Annotated in this window: 19 protein-coding genes; 12 read left to right on the forward strand and 7 right to left on the reverse strand. The window is 71.8% G+C overall.

What is annotated here, in order from left to right; translation table 11 throughout:
• Window positions 1-382: 382 nt before the first annotated feature.
• From LWF15_RS10370 to LWF15_RS10380, 3 genes are all read left to right on the forward strand, one after another.
• Window positions 383-1,828 (forward strand): NAD(P)/FAD-dependent oxidoreductase, encoded by a 1,446-nt coding sequence (locus tag LWF15_RS10370; protein WP_232810225.1) that lies wholly within the window; start codon window positions 383-385, stop codon window positions 1,826-1,828.
• Between the two features lie 98 nt (window positions 1,829-1,926).
• The gene (locus LWF15_RS10375; protein ID WP_232810226.1) at window positions 1,927-2,721 is read left to right on the forward strand and encodes a HipA family kinase; all 795 of its coding nucleotides are present in this window, start codon (window positions 1,927-1,929) and stop codon (window positions 2,719-2,721) included.
• Window positions 2,718-3,176, forward strand: coding sequence for a DUF3037 domain-containing protein (locus LWF15_RS10380; RefSeq protein ID WP_232810227.1), 459 nt, complete (start codon window positions 2,718-2,720; stop codon window positions 3,174-3,176). Before LWF15_RS10375 ends, LWF15_RS10380 begins: the two co-directional genes overlap by 4 nt.
• A gap of 20 nt (window positions 3,177-3,196) precedes the next feature.
• Here the strand turns inward: LWF15_RS10380 and LWF15_RS10385 are convergent, their stop codons facing one another.
• The 3 genes from LWF15_RS10385 to LWF15_RS10395 form a co-directional block, all read right to left on the reverse strand.
• Window positions 3,197-3,457 carry a PspC domain-containing protein gene (locus LWF15_RS10385; RefSeq protein ID WP_232810228.1) on the reverse strand — a complete coding sequence of 87 codons (261 nt, stop codon included), beginning with the start codon at window positions 3,455-3,457 and terminating at the stop codon, window positions 3,197-3,199.
• Window positions 3,458-3,566: 109 nt separating this feature from the next.
• Window positions 3,567-4,502: a hypothetical protein gene (locus tag LWF15_RS10390; RefSeq protein WP_232810229.1), complete on the reverse strand. Its 936-nt coding sequence runs from the start codon at window positions 4,500-4,502 to the stop codon at window positions 3,567-3,569.
• A 231-nt stretch (window positions 4,503-4,733) separates the two neighbouring features.
• Complete coding sequence (locus LWF15_RS10395; RefSeq protein WP_232810230.1) at window positions 4,734-5,405, reverse strand: C40 family peptidase; 672 nt, start codon at window positions 5,403-5,405, stop codon at window positions 4,734-4,736.
• 18 nt (window positions 5,406-5,423) lie between these two features.
• Here LWF15_RS10395 and LWF15_RS10400 point away from each other — a divergent pair, with 18 nt between their 5' ends.
• From LWF15_RS10400 to LWF15_RS10415, 4 genes are all read left to right on the forward strand, one after another.
• Window positions 5,424-5,627 carry a hypothetical protein gene (locus LWF15_RS10400; protein ID WP_232810231.1) on the forward strand — a complete coding sequence of 68 codons (204 nt, stop codon included), beginning with the start codon at window positions 5,424-5,426 and terminating at the stop codon, window positions 5,625-5,627.
• Between the two features lie 137 nt (window positions 5,628-5,764).
• Complete coding sequence (locus tag LWF15_RS10405; protein ID WP_232810232.1) at window positions 5,765-5,956, forward strand: hypothetical protein; 192 nt, start codon at window positions 5,765-5,767, stop codon at window positions 5,954-5,956.
• Window positions 5,953-6,720, forward strand: a complete 768-nt coding sequence (locus LWF15_RS10410) for an ABC transporter ATP-binding protein (protein WP_232810233.1) — start codon at window positions 5,953-5,955, stop codon at window positions 6,718-6,720. Before LWF15_RS10405 ends, LWF15_RS10410 begins: the two co-directional genes overlap by 4 nt.
• A 1-nt stretch (window position 6,721) precedes the next feature.
• Complete coding sequence (locus tag LWF15_RS10415; RefSeq protein ID WP_232810234.1) at window positions 6,722-9,226, forward strand: ABC transporter permease; 2,505 nt, start codon at window positions 6,722-6,724, stop codon at window positions 9,224-9,226.
• 24 nt (window positions 9,227-9,250) lie between these two features.
• Here LWF15_RS10415 and LWF15_RS10420 read toward each other — a convergent pair whose 3' ends face one another.
• Window positions 9,251-10,351, reverse strand: coding sequence for a cytochrome P450 (locus LWF15_RS10420; protein WP_232810235.1), 1,101 nt, complete (start codon window positions 10,349-10,351; stop codon window positions 9,251-9,253).
• Window positions 10,348-11,772 carry an ABC1 kinase family protein gene (locus LWF15_RS10425; protein ID WP_232810236.1) on the reverse strand — a complete coding sequence of 475 codons (1,425 nt, stop codon included), beginning with the start codon at window positions 11,770-11,772 and terminating at the stop codon, window positions 10,348-10,350. The genes LWF15_RS10420 and LWF15_RS10425 overlap by 4 nt, the downstream gene beginning before the upstream one ends.
• Before the next feature lie 58 nt (window positions 11,773-11,830).
• Between LWF15_RS10425 and LWF15_RS10430 the strand changes: the two genes are divergently transcribed.
• Together LWF15_RS10430 and LWF15_RS10435 are read left to right on the forward strand one after the other, a co-directional pair.
• The gene (locus tag LWF15_RS10430; RefSeq protein ID WP_232810237.1) at window positions 11,831-12,409 is read left to right on the forward strand and encodes a TetR/AcrR family transcriptional regulator; all 579 of its coding nucleotides are present in this window, start codon (window positions 11,831-11,833) and stop codon (window positions 12,407-12,409) included.
• 247 nt (window positions 12,410-12,656) lie between these two features.
• A complete protein-coding gene (locus LWF15_RS10435; protein WP_232810238.1) occupies window positions 12,657-13,451 on the forward strand; it encodes a hypothetical protein in 795 nt (264 codons plus the stop codon).
• 47 nt (window positions 13,452-13,498) lie between these two features.
• On the opposite strand, the gene LWF15_RS10440 is transcribed toward LWF15_RS10435, so the two are convergent.
• Window positions 13,499-14,512, reverse strand: coding sequence for a LacI family DNA-binding transcriptional regulator (locus tag LWF15_RS10440; RefSeq protein WP_232810239.1), 1,014 nt, complete (start codon window positions 14,510-14,512; stop codon window positions 13,499-13,501).
• A gap of 271 nt (window positions 14,513-14,783) precedes the next feature.
• Here LWF15_RS10440 and LWF15_RS10445 point away from each other — a divergent pair, with 271 nt between their 5' ends.
• Window positions 14,784-15,686: an amidohydrolase family protein gene (locus tag LWF15_RS10445; protein ID WP_232810240.1), complete on the forward strand. Its 903-nt coding sequence runs from the start codon at window positions 14,784-14,786 to the stop codon at window positions 15,684-15,686.
• The gene (locus LWF15_RS10450; protein WP_232810241.1) at window positions 15,683-16,276 is read left to right on the forward strand and encodes a cysteine dioxygenase; all 594 of its coding nucleotides are present in this window, start codon (window positions 15,683-15,685) and stop codon (window positions 16,274-16,276) included. The genes LWF15_RS10445 and LWF15_RS10450 overlap by 4 nt, the downstream gene beginning before the upstream one ends.
• A 96-nt stretch (window positions 16,277-16,372) precedes the next feature.
• On the opposite strand, the gene LWF15_RS10455 is transcribed toward LWF15_RS10450, so the two are convergent.
• Window positions 16,373-17,947 carry an aromatic amino acid ammonia-lyase gene (locus LWF15_RS10455; protein ID WP_232810439.1) on the reverse strand — a complete coding sequence of 525 codons (1,575 nt, stop codon included), beginning with the start codon at window positions 17,945-17,947 and terminating at the stop codon, window positions 16,373-16,375.
• A 206-nt stretch (window positions 17,948-18,153) separates the two neighbouring features.
• Here LWF15_RS10455 and LWF15_RS10460 point away from each other — a divergent pair, with 206 nt between their 5' ends.
• Window positions 18,154-18,963: an IclR family transcriptional regulator gene (locus LWF15_RS10460; protein ID WP_232810242.1), complete on the forward strand. Its 810-nt coding sequence runs from the start codon at window positions 18,154-18,156 to the stop codon at window positions 18,961-18,963.
• The last annotated feature ends 10 nt before the right edge of the window (window positions 18,964-18,973 follow it).

The raw sequence follows: 18,973 nt of genomic DNA on the forward strand, positions 1-18,973 counted from the left end.
GGCCGCAGTGCAGCGGCGGTGCACTCCACCCCCCTGACGTGCGACTGCGACCCCCTTGGCTACGCTTCAGATCTGGACGCGATGGCCGATGCCGACCGACCGCGTCACGTCGTGGACCACCCGGCCGTGGCTTCGGAGACAGTGCGGGGCCGGGACGGCTCAACCCGGCACCCGGACCGGCCGACCCAACAGCCGACGCCAGTTGTCGGCCCGGCGCCGATGATGCCGCCAAACCCGCCTGAGCAGGTAGAACGTGACTCCACGCACATCTGCCGGGCGAACCGGACACCAGGGCACAAACCCTTGCCGCCGTCTGTTCCAAAAGAAGCGACTGCAAGACTGAGCGCACGTGGCAAGACCTTCGGGAGTGGAAAAAGACACGATGTCGAACCAGCCTGCACAGACCCGCGACGCGGCCGCCAAGCCGGCCCGCGAGCGGGTTGTCATCATCGGGTCCGGTTTCGGTGGCCTGTTCGCGGCCCGCAAGCTGGCCCGAGCGGATGTCGACGTCACCATCATCGCCAAGACCTCGCACCACCTCTTCCAGCCGCTGCTGTACCAGGTGGCCACGGGTGTGCTGTCGCAGGGCGAGATCGCCCCGGCCACCCGTGAGATCCTCCGGCGGCAGAAGAACGCCAAGGTGCTGCTCGGTGAGGTGACCCGGATCGACGTCGCGGCGAAGACCGTGACCTCCGAGACGCCGGTCGGCGAGGCGGTCACCGCCTACGACACCCTGATCGTGGCGGCCGGTGCGGGTCAGTCGTACTTCGGCAACGACCACTTCTCCGAGTTCGCCCCGGGCATGAAGAGCATCGACGACGCCCTCGAGCTGCGCGGCCGGATCTTCGGCGCCTTCGAGATGGCCGAGGTGCTCGAGGACCCGGAGGAGATCCAGCAGTGGCTGACCTTCGTGGTCGTCGGCGCCGGCCCCACCGGTGTGGAGATGGCCGGCCAGATCGCCGAGCTGGCGCACAGCACCCTCAAGCGCGACTTCCGCCGGATCGACCCGACCAAGGCCCGCGTGCTGCTGCTCGACGCCGCCCCGGCCGTGCTGCCGCCGTTCGGTGACAAGCTCGGCAAGAAGGCCCAGGGCCAGCTGGAGCGGATGGGCGTCGAGGTCCAGCTCGACGTCAAGGTCGTGAACGTGGACAACGAGGGCGTCGACGTGATCGACCCCGACGGCAGCCCGCGCCGGATCGAGGCCCGCACCAAGGTCTGGGCTGCCGGTGTGCAGGCCTCGCCGCTGGGCCAGCAGCTGTCGGAGCAGACCGGCGCCGAGACCGACCGGGCCGGTCGCGTCCTGGTCGAGCCGGACTGCACGCTGCCCGGTCACCCCGAGATCTTCGTGATCGGCGACATGATGTCGCTGAAGCGCTACCCGGGTGTCGCCCAGGTCGCGATGCAGCAGGGCAAGTACGCGGCCAAGACGATCCAGCACCGGATCAAGCACCCGGGCGCCGAGCCGCTGCCGGAGTTCGAGTACTTCGACAAGGGCAGCATGGCCACCGTCTCGCGCTTCCACGCGGTGGCGAAGATCAACGACTCGATCCAGCTGTCCGGCTTCTTCGCCTGGCTGGCCTGGCTGGGCGTGCACATCGTCTACCTGATCGGGTTCAAGAACCGGGTCACCACGCTGATGCACTGGGCGGTCACCTTCATCGGCCGCGGCCGTTCCGAGCGCGCCGCCACCGACCAGCAGGTCTTCGCCCGGATGGCGCTGCACCGGGAGAAACTGGCGATCGAGGCCGAACGGGCCGAGGAGGCCGCCAAGGCCGAACCGGCCGAACCGGTTCAGAAGGCCGAGACCGCCAAGCACGGCGCGGCCTGACCACAAGGCTCCTGATTACGGACGCCGGTGGGCACCTACGTAGGTGCCCACCGGCGTCCGTTGTTTGAGACCTGGGCGGGAGGGCTAACCTGACCCGCGTGCTCCGAACCGTCGCCGCCACCGCCTATCTGACCCCGTTCCGGGAGGGTGGGTCCTTACCCGGGCTGGTCGAGGCGGACGACGACGGGATGTACGTGGTCAAGTTCCGCGGCGCCGGTCAGGGCACCGCGTCGCTGGTCGCCGAGGTGGTGGTGGGCGAACTGGCCCGCCGGCTCGGCGTGCGGGTGCCGGAACTGGTCCGGATCACGATCGACGCCCGCACGGCCCGGCTGGAGCCGGACGAGGAGGTCCAGGAGCTGCTGTCGAACAGCGCGGGCGAGAACCTGGGCATGGACTACCTGCCCGGCTCGTTCGGCTACGACGGCATGCACTGGCAGCCACCGGCCGAGGACGCCGCCCGGATCCGCTGGATCGACGCGTTCAGCGCGAACATCGACCGCACCTGGCGCAATCCGAACCTGCTGATCTGGCACCGCGACCTGTGGGCCATCGACCACGGCGCCTCGCTGGTGTTCCAGCACGCCTGGCCGCCGGTGGAGCGCTGGGCCACCCGGCGCTACGACCTGAGCGAGCACATCCTGGCCCCGGTGGCCGACACCCTGTCCCGTGACGCCCTGGACGCCCTCGACGCCGACCTGGCCGCCCGGGTGACCCCGGAGGCCCTCGGGGAGGTGCTGGCGCTGGTGCCGGGCGACTGGCTGCTGTCGATGAACGCGGCGATCGGCGACGATCGTGACGCCGACGCCTGGCGCGCCCGGTACCAGGAGTACCTGCTGGCCCGGCTGCGCGAGCGCACCAGCTGGCGGCCCGAGCTGGCCGAGGTGACCCGATGAGCGCCCGGGGCGGGCTGAGCAGCGGGCTGAACAGCGAACCGGCGGTGGCCAACGTGGACGACGGCCAGGCCGGGCCCAAGCCCTTCTCCTACGCGCTGGTGCGGGCCGTGCCCCGGGTGGAGCGCGGGGAGTTCGTGAACGTGGGCGTGGTGCTCTACTCGCAGCACCACGACTTCCTGGCCTGCACCCGTGAGATCAGGCCCGAGCGGCTGCGGAGCCTGGACCCGGGGATCGACCTCGATCTGCTAAAGGCCGTGCTGCAGGGCTTCTGCTCGGTCTGCGAGGGGGCGCCCGCCGCCGGGCTGATCCGCGAGCAGCCGCTGCGGGCCCGGTTCGGCTGGCTCACCGCCCCCCGCAGCAGCGTGGTCCAGACCGGGCCGGTGCACTCCGGTCTGGCCGCCGACCCGAAGGCCGTGCTGACCGGACTGCACCGGCGTCTCGTGCTCCTGGCCTGATTCAGCGGTTCAGGTCACGGTCAGCGCATGGTGTTGGTCGGGCTCTGGTAAGTGCCGTACGCGCTGCCCACGGGCTCCTTCGGCAGCAGCAGCCACAGCACCGGGTAGATCAGGATCTGGCTGCCGGGGATCACGATCAGGCTGATCACGAAGATCAGGCGCATCATGGTGGCGCCGATCCCGAACCGGCGGGCCAGGCCGGCGCAGACCCCGGCCAGCATCCCGCCGTGCCGCGGACGGTAGAGGCCCTGGGCGTACATGTTGCGATGAACACTGTTCATGGCGTGGTCACGTCCTCGCTGAGTCAAGATGGGCTGACTCGTCCACCCTCCTTCACCTGTGACCACTGAGCACATCGGGATTTACCCCCGGGGCACCCTGACCCGCCCGTCAGTTGCCCTGACCGGGCGCATTGCCGGGGATCAGTCCGCTGAACGGGGTGAGCAGGGCGAAGACCAGGGTGATCACCAGCACGACGACCGCGGCCGGCAGGAGCCGGCGCCAGTCGCGCCGGGCCCGCGGGCGCAGAGCGTGCCGGGCCCGGCCACCGACCGGCTCGGTCTGCGGCTGGACGGCCCAGTACACGCAGACCAGGGCCGCGGTGAGCCCGGCGTACTGGCAGAACTCGGCCCACTCCTGCAGCCGGCCGTAGAAGCCGAACCCCTCGGGCACGAACAGGCCGAGGAACCGGTAGCCGACGATGGTGAGGAAGAGCGGCACGGTGCACAGCGGCGGGGCGGCGATGCGCCAGGAGGAGTCCGGACGGACCCGCCCCAGCCGGGCGTACAGGGCGAGGGCGCTCATCCCCAGGCCGATCACCACCTGAAGACCCCGGAAGACGGCCTCAGGGTCGAAGCCGGAGTCGAAGTTGTGCAGGTTGGCCTCGGCCTGCCGGTTGCCCTCGAACCCGCCCGGGGTGGCGAACCCGAACACCCGCTGGGCCCACGAGATCTCCTCCCCGGCCAGGAAGAACCAGGCCAGGCCGCTGAGCAGGAGCAGACCGGCGAGCAGGGGACGGCCCCCGCGCAGGGCCGGGCGGACCGACATCAGGGCGACCACGCAGATGAAGAGGCAGCCGGCGAACTGGGCCCACTCGACCGGCCAGTCCTCGTGGAGCATCTTGTCGTACTCGGGACGGAAGACCACGGCGCTCGCGAGCAGCACGGCCAGGCTGGTCAGGGGCAGCCAGAACAGGTTCCAGGTGAGGCGCCGGCCGAACCCGTCGGTGGCCGCGTCGTGCTCCAGCTGTTCCCGGAGCCCGGCGCGCCGGTCTCGGCCGGGGACGGCTCCGGCCCGTTCGGTCGCACCCGACCACGTCTGAACCATGAAGCCTCCCCACCCGGTGAACGCCAGGTGGACGAGGCACGACGAACAGGCCAATCCACCACGGACTGGCCGACAATAGCCGGGGAGAATGAGGGAAATATTAGGAGAACATTCGGTTTTCCGGGTTCCCGCCGGGCACCCGCCCGCCACGTGAGGGATGGCGGGCGGGGGTTCCGGGCCGGATCACGCCTGAGCCGGCCCGGCCGGGTAGGGGTAGAACCTGACGCCGCGTCAGGGAGCCTCGGAATCGAGTGTGACGTGGATCTCGTTGCCGAGCCGGTGGTCGTTCAGCAGGGAGAGGCTGTCACCGCTCCAGAACCGGCCCGGGTCGTACCAGCCCGGTGGGCGGTCGTCCGGCAGCAGGCCCATCGCCTGGTAGGTGGCGGCCACCACCTCGGCGCAGTACGCCGTCTCCAGGGCCACCGCCTCGTCGGTGCGCCCGGACCGGCGCAGCGCCCGCACCACCTTCTTGCTGCCGATCCACCGGGTCATCAGGCCGACCGTGCTCGGGAAGGGCGTGCCCGCCATCCGCGCGACCGTACGCAGCACGGCGTCCTCCGCGTCCCGGTCCACCTCCGGGTCGAGCTGGCGGAACCAGGCCCGCTGGCCGTACTTCGTCACCCAGGTGGTCACCGCGGCCGACAGGTCGTGCAGCTGGGCACCGCGATGGTGCTCGCCGACCCAGACGTCGGGCAGGGACCGGCCGAGCTCGGCATGCCACATCAGCGGTGGCAGATCGTCCAGTACCACTGCCATGCCGACGTGGTTGACCGGGGCGTTGGTGAACGCCTGGATCGCCCGGTCGGCACTGCTGCGGCCACGGAAGAGCCAGAGATCTCCGGTGCGGGTCGCGGCGGCGGCCTGAGACAGGGAAAGCGGCTGGAGCGGCTGCTGGGCGGGCACAGCACATACCCTAGGCCGATGGCGCAGCGACGCATCGCATGGTGGAAGCTTCTGGGAATGGCCGGCGTGGCCGGGGTGGCCGCGGGTGGTGCGCTGGTGGCCCGCAACGAGCGGCAGCGCAAGTCCTACACCCCGGACGAGGTGCGGTCCCGGTTGCAGGAGCGGATGAGCCAGGCCACCGCCGGGCCGGACGACCCCGAAGAGACGCCCGACCGCCCGTAGTCACTTCTCCGCCGCGGGGTACAGCAGGCTGTACCCCGTTTCCGGCAGCTGCCGGTATCGGCCCGGCAGGGCTTCGTCCGTAGCGTTGACCCCAACGCAAGACGCACGAAAAACCCTGCCGGACAAGGAGAAGTACCATGGCGGAGAACACCACCCCGCAGACCGGTTCCGTCCTCGTCAGCCTGGCCTGGCTGGCCGTGGTGATCGGGGTCGTCGGCAACGCCGTGGCCTCGTTCTCACCCCACGCCGAGTCGATCCAGCTCGGTCTCAGCGCCCTCACCGCGATCGGCATCATCACCCTGGTGACGAACTGGCTGCGTCGGCGATGAGCGCGACACTCACCGGCCCGCCGGCGATCCGGCTGACCGACGTGGCCAAGGTCTACCGCTCCGGCGCGGCCGAGGTCACCGCCCTGCACCGGGTCTCGGTCGAGGTCGGGCGCGGCGAGTTCGTCGCCGTGATGGGCCCTTCCGGTTCCGGCAAGAGCACCCTGATGCACTGCGCGGCCGGGCTGGACACGCCCAGCAGCGGCGAGGTCGAGGTCGACGGGGTCGCCATCGGCGGTCTGAACGAGACCCGGCGTACCGAACTGCGGCGCGAGCGCATCGGTTTCGTGTTCCAGTCGTACAACCTGGTCTCGTCGCTGACCATCGCCGACAACATCACCCTGCCGCTGCGGATGGCCCGGCGCAGCGCCGACCCGGCCTGGGTTGCCGAGCTCGTCGAGCGGGTGGGCCTGACCGAGCGGCTGCACCACCGCCCGGCCGAACTGTCCGGCGGTCAGCAGCAGCGGGCGGCCATCGCCCGGGCCCTGGTCGCCCGGCCGGCCGTGGTCTTCGCCGACGAGCCGACCGGGGCGCTCGACCTGCGGGCGGCCCGCGAGGTGCTGGCCCTGCTGCGCCGGATGGTCGACGAGCTGAACCAGACCGTGGTGATGGTCAGCCACGACCCGGCTGCCGCCGCGCACGCCGACCGGGCGCTGGTGATGGCCGACGGGCGGATAGTGCAGCAGCTGCACTCCCCCACCGCGGCCGAGCTCGCCGCCGGCCTGATGGCCACGCAGGAAGCCGTCGCTGCGGCCCCGGGAGTCTGAGATGTTCTACGTGGCAAGAAGAATGGCCAGGCGGCGGATTGCCGCCCTGATCGCCGTGGTCAGCGCGGTGCTGGGTGGGGCGGCGCTGATCACCACCACCGGTGTGCTGGGCGAGTCCGGCCTGCGCTCGCACCCACCGGTCACCCGGCTGGCCGGGGCCGATCTCCTGATCGGGGCCGACCAGACCTTCGGCAGCGGGATCGAGGCCCTCGCCCTGCCCGAGCGGGCCGGGCTGCCCGACCGCCTGGTGGGCGATCTGGCCGCGCTGCCGGGAGTGAGCGCGGCGGTGGGCGACGTCAGTTTCCCCGCCGCACTGCTCGGTTCCGACGGGCAGCCGGTGGCCGCCGGGCCGGACCCGGCCACTGCCGGGCACGGCTGGGCGTCTGCCTCGTTGGCCGGCCCGGTCACCGGCGAGCAGCCTCGGCAGGCTTCCGACGTCGCACTGGGTGAGTCACTGGCCCGCGCGGCCGGGCTGACCGTGGGCGACAAGGCCGAACTGGTGGTCGCCGGGAACTCTTTCTCGGGAACGGTTTCGGCCCTCGTCGGATCCGGTGACACCGGCATCTACTTCAGCGAACCAGCTGCCGCCGAGTTCGCGGGAGACACGAACCAGGTCGACCTGATCGGTCTCACTGTCGCTCCCGGACAGCGGGAATCGGTGGTCTCGGCGATCGAGGCCCGCTGGCCCGAGCTGACGGTGGAGGCGGACCGCGGCCGGGGCGACGTGCTCGACCCGCAGATCGGCGGGGCCCGGGCCCTGCTTCTGGCCCTGGCCGGTTCGATGGCCGGAATCACCCTGTTGCTGGTCGGTTTCATCGTGACCGGGGCGCTCGGTGTGTCGATCGACGGCCAGCGCCGCGAGCTCGCCCTGCTCCGCGCGGTCGGCGCCACCCCATTGCAGATCCGGCGGCTGGCCGCCGGTCAGGCCACCGTGGCCGCGGCCGTCGCCCTGGTGCCCGGCATCGCCCTGGGCCACCTGCTGGCCGAGCAGGCCCGGCGATTCCTGGTGCACCTGGAGATGCTGCCCGAAGGCCTGCCGCTGAGCCTCAGCCCGGTCCCGGCCCTCGCAACGGCCGTTCTCCTGCTGCTCACCGTGCAGATCGCGGCCCGGAGTGCGGCCTGGCGGGTCTCCCGGCGCCCGGCCACCGAGGCCGTGGCCGAGTCCCGCACCGAGGCCCCCACCCACGGTCGGGCCGCTCGCCTGCGCAACGGCGCGGGCCTGCTGCTCATCGTCGCCGGGCTCCTGCTCTCGGTGATCCCGCTGGTGTCCCGCTCGGTGATCGCCGTCTCCAGCTCGGCGCTGGCCGGCATCATCGCGGCGGTCGGCCTGGCGCTGGCCGGTCCCACCCAGTTCCAGGTCCTGAGCGGCCTGCTCATCCGGCATCTGCCCGGCCGGATCTCCCCGCCGGCCTGGCTGGCCGTGTCGAACGTGCACGGTTACGCGCGGCGCTTCGCCGGAGCCGTCACCACGCTGGCGATCGCCGTGGTCTTCGTGATCACCTACACCTTCACCCAGACCTCGCTGATGCGGGCCCAGGCCGTTGACACCGAATCGGGAAGCCTTGCCCAGTACAGCGTCTCGGCCGGAGCGCTCGGCGGCGTCCCGCGGGGCACGGCGCAGCGGCTGAACAACACCCAGGGCGTAGAAGCGGTGGCCGAGGTGCGCAACACAACGCTGGTGCGGGAGTACGACCTGCTCGGCGAGCCCGAGGTGGAGTCCACGTCGGCGCTGGTCGCAGGGCCGGAGCTGGCCTCGGTGGTGGATCTCGACGTCACGGCGGGCTCGCTGGAGGCACTGCGGGGCCAGAGCGTGGCCGCCGGCTCGGCCACCGGTCTGGAGGTGGGCGACCAGACCCGGCTCTACCTCGGTGACGGCACTCCCACCACCGCCCAGGTCGTGGCGGTCTACGACCGGGACCTCGGCTTCGGCACGCTGGTGGCCGCTCCCGAACTGGTGGCCGGGCACGTCTCCGCCCTGCCTGCGTCGGTGCTGGTCCGTACCGACGGCTCGGCCGGGGCCGGGGCCGCGCTCACCGAGAAGATCAGCACTGAGCCCGGTCTCGTGCTGGGCCCGGCCGACCCGGCCCCCAGCGGCCCGAGCGGGATCCCGGCCGACGTCTGGATCAACCTGGCCGCGATCGGTGTGCTGCTCGGCTACCTGCTGCTCGGGATCGCCAACAAGCTGGTGGCGGCGACCACCGCCCGCCGGGCCGAGTTCGCCACCCTGCGGCTGAACGGCAGCACGGTGGCCCAGATCAGGTCGATGGCCAGGCGCGAGGCCGGGCTGATCACGGCCACCGCGGCGGTGACCGGGCTGCTGCTGGCGGCGATCCCGATGCTGCTGCTCGGCCTGGGGTTGCTGGGCCGGCCCTACCCGGCCGGGCCGCTCTGGCTGGTGCCGCTGACCGTCGCCGTGGTGGTGGCGATCGGCTTCGCCAGCATCGAACTGGCCACCCGGCAGGCCCTTCGCCTGCCCCCGGCCGAGGCCCTGGCCCAGCGCGAATAGGTCCTGAGAGCCGCAGGACAGGACCTAAAGGCGCACCGGCAGTTCGGCCAGGGCGTGGAAGGTGGAGGAGGTCCGCCACCGGGGTACGTCCTGGACCGGGCGGACGTTCGGATGGCGGTCGAAGAGGCGGGTCAGGGCCTCTTCGGCCTCCAGCCGGGCCAGGGCGGCACCCAGGCAGAAGTGGATGCCGGTGCCGAAGCCCAGGTGGCCCGGCCCCTCGCGGGAGAGGTCCAGCCGGTCCGGGTCGGGCCAGCGGCGTTCGTCGCGGGCCGCCCGGTCGAGCTCGACCAGCACGGCCTGGCCCGCCCCGACCCGCACCCCGCCGAGTTCGTGGTCGGTCGTGGCGGTTCGGCCGATCACCCGCACCGGCCCCTCCAGCCGCACCAGTTCCTCGATCGCCCGGGAGGGATTCCGGTGCAGCGCCGGGAGCTGGTCGCGGTGCCGCATCAGGGCCAGGCTGCCGGTGGCGATCAGGTTGGCGGTGGTCTCGTGCCCGGCCGCGAGCAGCAGCATGCAGGTCGCCATCACCTCGTCGACCGTGAGCTCGGTGCGCAGCAGCTGACTGACGAAGTCCTCGCCCTCGCCGCTCTTGCGGGCGGCGAGCACCGGGGTGAGGAACAGGGTGACCTCGAGGCCGGCCGTCACCGCGAGCTCCACGTCCTCCGGCCCGGCGTCGACCTCGAGAAGCCTGACCAGGTCGGGGGTCTGCTCGAGGAAGACCTGGGCCCCCTCGACCCCGACGTCGAGCAGTTCGGCGATCACCGCGAGGGGTACCAGGTAACCGAAGTCGGCCAGCAGATCGACGGCACCGTCCGGCTCGTCGGGCTGGAAATCGTCCTCGATCTGGTCCAGACACGACTCCACGACCGCGGCGACCCGCCCCCGGAAGGCCTCCACCGCCCGGGCACTGAAGGCCGGGGCCACCAGCCGGCGCAGGCGGGTGTGGTCGGGCGGGTCGGTGAAGATCATCATGGACGTCGGCATCCGGGTCATCTCCGGCGGCACCAGCGGGCTGCGGGCCGGGTCGCTGCTCCAGCCCTGACCCCGAAGCACGGCCGAAGCCTCTTCGAAACCGCGCACCCGGAAGGCGCCCAGCTGCTCGTCCCACTGCACCGGCGTGCTCATGAGCGGGCCTCCCGATAGGCGGCCTCGAGCTCGCCGAGCCGGGTGGCCGGGGCTGCCCCGAGGTCCATCTCCTCGCGGATGCTGCGCCAGTCGCTGGCCGCGTGCAGCCCGGCCAGCACCGAGGTGAGGCCGAGATCGATCCGGCTGAGGGCCAGGTACTCCCCCGGCAGCGCGAGCCGCTGCACCACGGCGGAGTGCGGGCCGCGCGGGGAGAACTCCAGGTCGACGATGCGGGCGGCGAACTCGGGCGTGTAGGTGAAGGGCTGCTCGGCCAGGACCGGGGCCAGCGACTCCCGGGCCCAGGCCAGCAGGGCCTTCGGCTCGGGCGGCTCGCCGGGCACGAAACCCTGGGCGGTGTACTGCTTCAGCAGCTCGTCGGGGTCACCGTCGATGGCCGCCTGCACCGCCCGGACCATCCAGCCGACCTGGGCGGTGTCCCAGGTCTTGACGCAGCCGAAGTCGAGGAAGGTGACCGTGCCGTCGGGGTGGAACAGATAGTTGCCCGGGTGCGGGTCGGCGTTGAACCGCCCGAGCCGGCGCAGGCTGCCCAGGGTGAAGCGGTAGACCGCCTCGCCCCACTGGTTCTTCAGCTCCTGGTCGGCCTGCCGGGCCTGGGCCCAGCGCATGCCGTCGCTGCGCTCCATGGTGAGCACCCGGGCGGTGCTGTACTCCGGCAGCACCTCGGGCACCCGGGCGAACGGGTGCCCCCGGTAGGCGTCGGCGAAGGCCTGCTGGTTCACCGCCTCGACCCGGTAGTCGATCTCCTCACCGATCCGCTCGGTGACCTCGGCCGCCAGCGCCCGCGCATCGGTGTGCCCGAGGTCGGGCAGCACCCCGCGGATCAGCTGGAAGAACGTGGCCAGGAGCTCGGCGTTGGCCAGGTCGGCGCGGATCGCCTCGTCCACTCCGGGGTACTGGATCTTGACCACCACGCGGCGGCCGTCGTGCGTGGTGGCGGCGTGCACCTGGCCGATCGAGGCGGCGGCCAGCGGGTCGGGCTCGAACTCGGCGAAGACCTCCTGCGGGGGCGCGCCCAGCTCGGCCGTGACCACCCCGGCGGCCAGCTCCGGCTCCATCGGCGGCGCGTCGTCCTGCAGACGGGCCAGGGCGGCCTGGTAGACCGACTGGCTGCTGCCCTCGACCAGGGAGCCCAGCGACACGAAGGAAAGGATCTGGCCGGCCTTCATCAGGACGCCCCGGGACCGGCCGAGCGACTCCGCGTACCTCTCGGCGCCCCGCTGGTGCACGCCGGCGCGGTCCTTGCGGCGCAGCGCGGAGATCACCGCCTCGCCCGCCGTCCTTCCGGTCAGGGCCACCAGCGGCGCCGCCCGGGCCACCCGGCCGGTACGGATGCGTCCCGGCCCGCCGCTCCCGGCCCGCACCGGGGTGCGCTGCCCAGCGGGCTGATCGGCTTCTGGCATGAGCCCTCCCGTCACCGACTCAGTGGTCACTGAGTCGTCCTCAGTGTTTACTTGGGCCGTGAGCTCGTCAACCGCAACCCGCGACCGGATCCTCGATGCGGCCATGCAGCTGTTCAGCGAGCACGGCTTCCGCGGCACCAGCGTCGCCGCGATCGAGCGGGCGGCCGGGCTCACTCCGGGTGCGGGCGGGCTCTACCACCACTTCCGCACCAAGGAGGCGGTGCTCAGCGAGGCCCTGGAGCGCCACCTGGGCCGGCTCGGCGCCCTGCGCGACATCCGCAGGCTCTTCGCCGGGGTACAGGACCTCGAGGTCGAGCTGACCCTGATCGCCCGGTACGTGCTGGCCGAGCTGGAGGCCGAGAGCGAGCTGGTGCAGGTGCTCACGATCGAGGGCCGCGCCCGTCCCGACCTGGTCGGGCAGACCGTGCAGCGGCTGGTCGGCAGCTCGGTGGAGGAGTTCACCGCCTGGCTGGTGCAGGACTGGGGTGTACCGGAGGAACAGGCCCGCCCGATCGCGGCCATCGCTCTGCCGTCACTCTTTTCGCACCGCCTGGTCTGCCCCTCGCTGCTGGGCACGGACGAGTTCGTGGCCGCCTGGGTGGGCACCTTCGGCCGCGCCCTGACCCAGCCCTCCTGAATTCACAGTTTCCTTCACCGCAGGTCAGCGGCCACCGGCGGAATCCGGCCGGCGCGGGTTTGCCAAACTCCCAGCAGGACGGCGGCCAGTGGGTTCTCATGTGTATGTGAGCGGTTTCGGACCGGTTTTCCACTGATCCGCACAACGCATCCAGAGCGGGCCGGGGGGCCTGCATCGATCGTCACACCGGGCTCCGGTGGCGATCCACCGCGTCCAAAAGCTTTCTTATTCGCTGATTCTCCTGCGTATGGAGGTCTCACCCATGTTCACCCGCACCGCCCGCGCCGGCCTGGCCGTTCTGGCCACCCTGGGCGCCACCGTCTCGGCCCTGGCGCTGGCCGCCGGCCCGGCCAGCGCGAAAACCGCTGCCGAATGCCAGATCACGGGCATGTACCCGAGCGGCAAGATCGCTGTGGGCCCGAACGGCAAGGAGGTCACGTTCCGGATGGACTCGAACTGCCCGGCCGGCTCGAAGATCGCCTGGTACTACATCGCCCAGTACCCGCCGAACGTGCCGCACAGCTCCACCTTCCCGCTCTACATGTTCGCCAACTACGAGGTCAGCACGGCCAGCCACTTCCAGGTGCAGCGCGAAGGGGTGTTCACCCTGAGCTCGGGTCTGGCCGGCAACGAACTGGCGGGCGTGCCGATCGAGGGCGGGGTGACGGCCTTCGTCGACACCGGCGCGCCCGACCACCAGGACGAGGAGTACCTGGAGGGCTTCAGCAGCAACCTGACGCTGCTGCGGGCCACCCGGATCACCGGCTTCACGGCCGACAAGAGCACCGTGAACAGCGGCGAGTACATCACTTTCAGCGGCAACACCCAGCGCGCCAACTGGGAGACGCACAAGTGGCGCACGTTCGACAGCCACGGTGACAGCCTGCAGTTCCGGCCGGAGGGCTCGAACCGGTGGACGTCTCTGGGCACCGATGTCACGACCCACCAGGCCACCGTCTCGGGCGACTACCGGATGCACTACGCCGGGGACGACTGGAGCGGCTCGTCGGTCAGCAAGGTCGTGCACGTCACGGTGAACTGAGCCGCGCGGGCGGGCCGGGCCGATGCCCGGCCCGCCTCAGGCCTGTCTCAGGCCGGCCTGGGGGCGGCCACGCTGCCTCGGGGACGGGGCTCGGGCACCAGAACCGTGCGCTGCTTGCCGCTGGCCTTCTTGTCGATCGCGTTCACGGCGTGACTCACCACCGCCGCCACCAGGTCGTCGATCGGCCACTGGTAGCTGGACAGCGGCGGGGTGAGCAGACGGCCGGCCGGCAGGTCGTCGTAACCCACCACCGAGATGTCTTCCGGCACCGACCTTCCCAGCTCACGGGCGGCCAGGTACACGCCGAAGGCGATCGAGTCGGCCAGACAGAAGAAGGCCGTGGGCGGGGCGGGCTCGGCCAGCAGCTGACGCACCACCGCGGCCGCGCCGTCCAGGTCGTGCGGGCAGGTGCGCACCACCGCAGAGAGCCCGAGTTCGGGTGCCACCTGCTGGACGATCTGCTCGGCCGGGCGGTCCGGGGTGGCCCGGTCGGTGGGGGTGAGCACGGTGACCCGGGTGTGCCCGGCGGCCGACAGCATGCGCAGGCCGTGGCTGACCCCGGTGACGTTGTCGAACACCACCTCGGCGGCCGCGGGCGCGCCGGGCAGGCCGTCGCCCACCGCGACCAGGGCCGTGCGCTCGGCGATCTCGGCCCAGTGCGGGGCGTTCGGATCGACCGGGAGGACGACCAGGGCATCGGCCCGCTGGTCGACCATGCGCTTGGCCAGCGTGGTCTCGCGCTCGGGATCGTTGCCCGCGTCGAGCGTGACCGGGTTACGCCCGGCCCCCAGCAGCCCCCGGCCCAACGCGGCGGCCACCTGCTGCTGCCAGCCGTCGGCCAGCGACCCGCAGAGCACCCCGATGGTCTCGGTGCGCCCGGAGGCCAGCGCCCGGGCGATCGGGTCGGCCTCGTAGCCCAGCCGCTTGGCGGCCTCCCGCACCCGCGCCTGCGTCTCCTCGGTGACCTGCAGCCCGCGCAGGGCGTAGCTGACTGCCGCCGGGGACAGGCCGGTTTCCTCGGCGATGTCGCGCAGCGTCGGACGGTGACGCCCCTGATTCATGCCGTCACGGTAACCGGGATCACCGACAGTCCCCCCTTGTGATGATCATGGTGAAGCGCTTCAATGGAATCCGGTGAAGCGCTTCACTGCAGTTCAGGACCGATTACCGATCAGTCCGGCGAATTGCGGGCGTCAGCCGATGTTCATCGCGGCGACGCGCCCACCAGGAAGCTTGCACGGGATCGCACGAGCCGGTTGAATAAGTCTATAGAGTTAGTCGGAAATGCAGGTCAGGCCTAGGGGAGGTCCGGAATGCGGAAAGGTGGTCAGTGTGTCGTCGCGTCCGGCCGAGCCGTGCGATGTCCACCAGCACCTCTGGCCACCGGCCCTCGTCGAGGCACTCCGGGCCCGCCGGGAACCACCCTTTCTCCGCGGATACACCCTGCACCTGAAGGGCGAACCGGCCTACCAGGTGAACCCGGCCGACCACGATGTCGCCGCCCGGCTGGAACTCCAGGCCGGTGTCCGGGCCCTGGTCTCGCTGTCCAGCCCCCTGGGGCTGGAAGACCTGCCGCAGGCTGAGGCCCGCCCGCTCCTGGACGCCTGGCACACCGGGGCCCAGGAGTTCCCGTCGGGCTTCGGCGCCTGGGCCGCGGTCGGCCGGATCGAGCCGGACCTGACCGGGCTGGCCGAGCTGCTGCGCGGATCCTTCGTGGGTCTGCAGGTGCCGGCCACCTGGATGGCCACCCCGCGGGCCCTCGAGGCCCTCGCCCCGGTACTCCAGGTGTGTGAATCGGCCGGTAGGCCCGTGCTGGTCCATCCCGGCCCGGCCGCGCCGACCGACGAGGAACTGCCCGGCTGGTGGCCGGCCGTCGTGGACTACACCGCCCAGCTGTCCGCGGCCTGGTGGTCCTGGCACCACACCGGCCGCGCGCTGCTGCCGGAGCTGCGGATCGGGTTCGTGGCGGGCGCCGGCCTGGCCCCGCTGCAGCACGAACGGCTGACCGCCCGGGGCGGGCGGCTCGGCCGGACCGACCGGAACGTCTTCGTCGAGACCTCCAGCTACGGCCCGCAGGCCGTGGACGCGCTGATCCGGGCCCTCGGGATCGACGCGGTGATCCGCGGCAGCGACCGCCCCTACGCAGAACCCGCTCCACTCGGCTTCGGGAACGCAGCCGACCACGCCATCGATGTGAGCAACCCGCAGCGCTTCCTGACCGGAGGTACGCCATGACCGAGACCATCACCTCGCAGACTCCCGGCGCGACCGGCACGACCGCCGTGGCCGCCCTGGAGGACCTGCCCACCCGGGTCCTGACCCGGCAGGAACTGCGCGACCTGGTCACCGCCATCGCCGACGACCCGGCGGCCTGGCAGCCGCACGTGGCCTACGACGACGAGCACCGGCACTACGTCTGCCTGCACCGCGACGCGAACGTGGACGTCTGGGTGCTGTGCTGGACCCCGAGCAACGACACCGGCTGGCACGACCACGACGTCTCCTCCGGCGCCGTGGCGGTGGCGCACGGCGAGGTGACCGAGCACAACCTGGTGATCGGCAGCGCAGCCCTGGAGGTCCGGGTGCCGGCCGGCCACTCGTTCAGCTTCGGCCCGGACCACATCCACCGGATGACCGGGGTGGCCGAGGGGAGCGTCTCGATCCACGCCTACTCGCCGCCGCTGTGGCGGATGGGCCAGTACGCGATCAGCACCACCGGGGTGCTGCGCCGCACGTCGGTCTCCTACGCGGACGAGCTGCGGCCGATCGACGAGCCCTTCCCCCAGGACCAGGAGCGCCTGCGGGACGCGGCGCTCAGCTCCTGACCTCAGCTGTATCGCGGATTCGCTCGCACTGCTCAACCTTTGGCGGCCGGCAGCCCTTCCCCCTGAGTGGGCGGGACTGCCGGCCGCGCGCTGTACTCAGCGGGCGGGCTCGTACTCCTCGACCAGGTCGGCCAGCACCGGCAGCAGATCCTGCGCCAGGGTCAGGTCGCCGGTGAGGTCGCGGTCGGCCGGGTTGTCCCCCAGCGGCTTACAAGCTTCGAGAAGCTTTCCCCAGGGCGCACTCTCGGTCTTCGTACCCTGCATCCGCAGCGCCCTCACGGCAGCGACGAGTTCGCACGACAGCGCCGTGGCGTAGGCGTCACCCGCGGTCAGCAGTTGCACGGCCGAGCGGGAGGCGAAGCTGGCGTGCTCCTCGGTGCCGCGGGAGAGGCTCACCGAGCCGAGCGAGGCCGGGGTGGCGGCCGACCGCAGTTCGGCCAGGGCCGATGCGGCCAGGTACTCCAGCATCATCACGCCCGAGGCCCCGGGCGTTCCGTCGCCCAGGAAGGGCGGCAGGCCGGTGGCCGCCGGATCGACCAGCATGGCCAGCCGGCCCTGCAACAGTGAGGCCGACTGGGCCGTCGCGATCGCCGCACTGTCGCAGCCCAGCGCCACCGCCGGGATGTGAAATCCGCCGTGGTGCGCCACGACCGGCTCCGGATCCGGCCCGAGCACCGCCGGACCGGCCAGGATCACCGGGTTCTCGGCGGCCGCGTTCAGGTGCGCCCCCACCACCCGGTCGAGCTGCTGCAGCGTCTCCAGCAGCAGCCCGTTCACCTGGGGCAGGCACCGCATGCCGAAAGGGTCCTGGATCCGGGCCGGTTCGCCGTCCGGACCGTCCTGGCCGGCCTCGGTGACCAGCCCGGTGACCACCCGGCAGACCCGGCGCACCCCGATCCCGGGCGTCACCCGGGCCACCGCCGGGCCGAAGGCCTCCCAGTTCGCCCGCACCGCCACCCCGGTCAGCGTGGCCACCGCGAGCGCGGCCCGGGCCAGGGTCTGCAGGCGGGCGGTGGCCAGGGCGGCGTCGGCCAGGGTGGCGGCGTTGGAGCTGAGGAACGGCAGCGCGTCGTGGATGCCGAGCACGGTGGGGCGCAGCGGGTTGGTCAGCGGCGCCTCGCCCAGGATGCCCAGCGCGGTGGTCGCCATCGCGGTGAGGTCGCCGGTGCCGATGCCTGCGTGCTCGCGGATCGGGGGCAGGGCGTCGGCGTTGATCATCGCGACCAGGCCGTCGATCGCGGCCATCGAGATCCCGCTGCCGCCGGCCGCGAGCTGGTTCAGCCGCACCACCAGGGTGGCCCGGATCCGGATGTCGTTGCGGATCTGCCCGGCACTGGTGGCGTGGCTGCGCAGCAGGCCGAGGGTGTACCGGGCGGCCTCGGTGGCGGGCAGCGCCACCTCGCGGTTGGCCCCCACTCCGGTGGTGCGGCCGTAGACCGGGCGCAGCCCCACGGCCGCGTTCGCGGCCTGGTGGGAGGCTGCGGCCCGGCGGCGCGCAGTGGGCGTGATCCGCACCTTCAGCGGCGCGTCGACCCGGGCCACGAGCTTGCGGGTGGTCAGGGTGCGGCCGTCGATCGTCATCGCCGGAACCCCCGAGCGGCGGGTGCGGGCCGGTGGGGCCGCATCGGCGGCAGCGGCCGCCGCGGCCCGGTCGGCCGGAGTCTGCTCCATGGCCACGCTTCGCTCCCGATTCACCTCAACAGACAACGGCCGTCCCGGAAGGGATCTGGACGTCGTCACGCTTTTCTCACCGGACTGAGCCTAGTTTTCACTGACCGGCAATGTGTTTCCGATGGATGAAAATATAGCTCCGGCCGAGACGGCACTCTTCATCCTTGGTAGAAAAGGTGCTCCACCGATCGAGAGGGGCGCCGAAGATGCCCGGCAAGCCCCCTGCCAGCTCTTCCACCAGGTCCGTCGAACGTGCGCTGGCCCTGCTGGCCGCCGTCTGCACCGGCGGCAACGAGGGCTGCGACACCCTGGTCGAGCTGGCTCGCCTGGTCGACCTGCCGGTGAGCACCACGCTCAGGCTGCTGCGCACGCTGGAACAGGACCAGTTCGTCGCCCGCGCCGACAGCGGGGGCTACCGGCCGGGTCCGCGGATGATGCAGCTGGGCGCCCGCGCCCTCTCGCACGAGCACCTGGTACCGCTGAGCCGCCCGGCGCTCGACGAACTGGTGGCCGCCACCGGCGAGTCGGCCTACCTGAGCGTGCCTGGACCGGGGCAGAGCGCGTTGTATCTGGCTATGGCCCAGGGAACCCACTCAGTGCGGCACGCCGGCTGGGTCGGGCGGTCATTCCCGCTCGACGGCAGCGCAGCAGGCACCGTGCTGCTCGGACAAACCCCCGAGCAGGGCTGGACCAGCATCGCCTCGGGCATCGAGCCGGACGTCACGGCCGTGGCCGCGCCGATCAGCGGGCCAGGCGGGGTGGTGGCGGCGCTCAGCATCGTCGGCCCCACCTACCGGTTGGATCAGGACGCCGTAGGCACCTTCGGCCCCTTGCTCACCCGGCTGGCCCACGGTCTGAGCGAGCACATCGGTGGTCCGGCGCAAACCTCCCTTCCGGCTGAAGCCGGTCCCGGTGGCACGAGTCCGGGCAAACCGACCGACCCGAAACACCCGTTCCCGAACGTGACCACCCACGAACGTCCGGTGAGCGAAATGCCCCAGCACGAGCGTCCTTAAGCAGTTGAGA

It is taken from the genome of Kineosporia rhizophila, assembly GCF_021277265.1.
Taxonomy (GTDB): Bacteria; Actinomycetota; Actinomycetes; order Actinomycetales; family Kineosporiaceae; genus Kineosporia; species Kineosporia rhizophila.